General features: G+C 68.9%; 1 protein-coding gene. It reads left to right on the plus strand.

Annotated elements, in window-relative coordinates:
- The coding region (locus QSK36_RS43135) for an ATP-binding cassette domain-containing protein (protein ID WP_285786452.1) at positions 1-421 on the plus strand (421 nt) is incomplete at both ends.

Raw genomic sequence — 421 nt, forward strand, 5'->3', positions numbered from 1 at the left:
GCCGCGGTGGCTGGGCTGGCTGGATCGGCGGAGTGAGTTCGCCGAGGCCAAGCGGTTGTCGGAGGCGTTGGACATTCGTCCGCCTGATCCGCGGCGGCCGATTCGGACGTTGTCGGGTGGTAACCAGCAAAAGGCGGTGCTGGGGCGGTGGCTGGCCGAGGACCGCAAGTTGTTGTTGCTGGATGAGCCGACGCGTGGTGTGGATGTCGGGGCTCGGGCGGAGTTGTATGCGCTGGTGCGCAAGCTGGCCGATGACGGCATCGGGGTGCTGCTGGTGTCCAGCGAGGTGCCCGAGGTGCTGGGTCTGGCCGACCGGGTGCTGGTCGTGCGTGAGGGCCGGATCGTCCACGAGGCGCCGGCCGAGGACCTGGACGAGCACCGGGTGCTCGATCTGGTGATGGTCTCCGCGCAGGAGACACCC

Origin of the sequence: Microbispora sp. NBRC 16548 (genome assembly GCF_030268985.1) — a bacterium.
Lineage (GTDB): Bacteria > Actinomycetota > Actinomycetes > Streptosporangiales > Streptosporangiaceae > Microbispora > Microbispora catharanthi.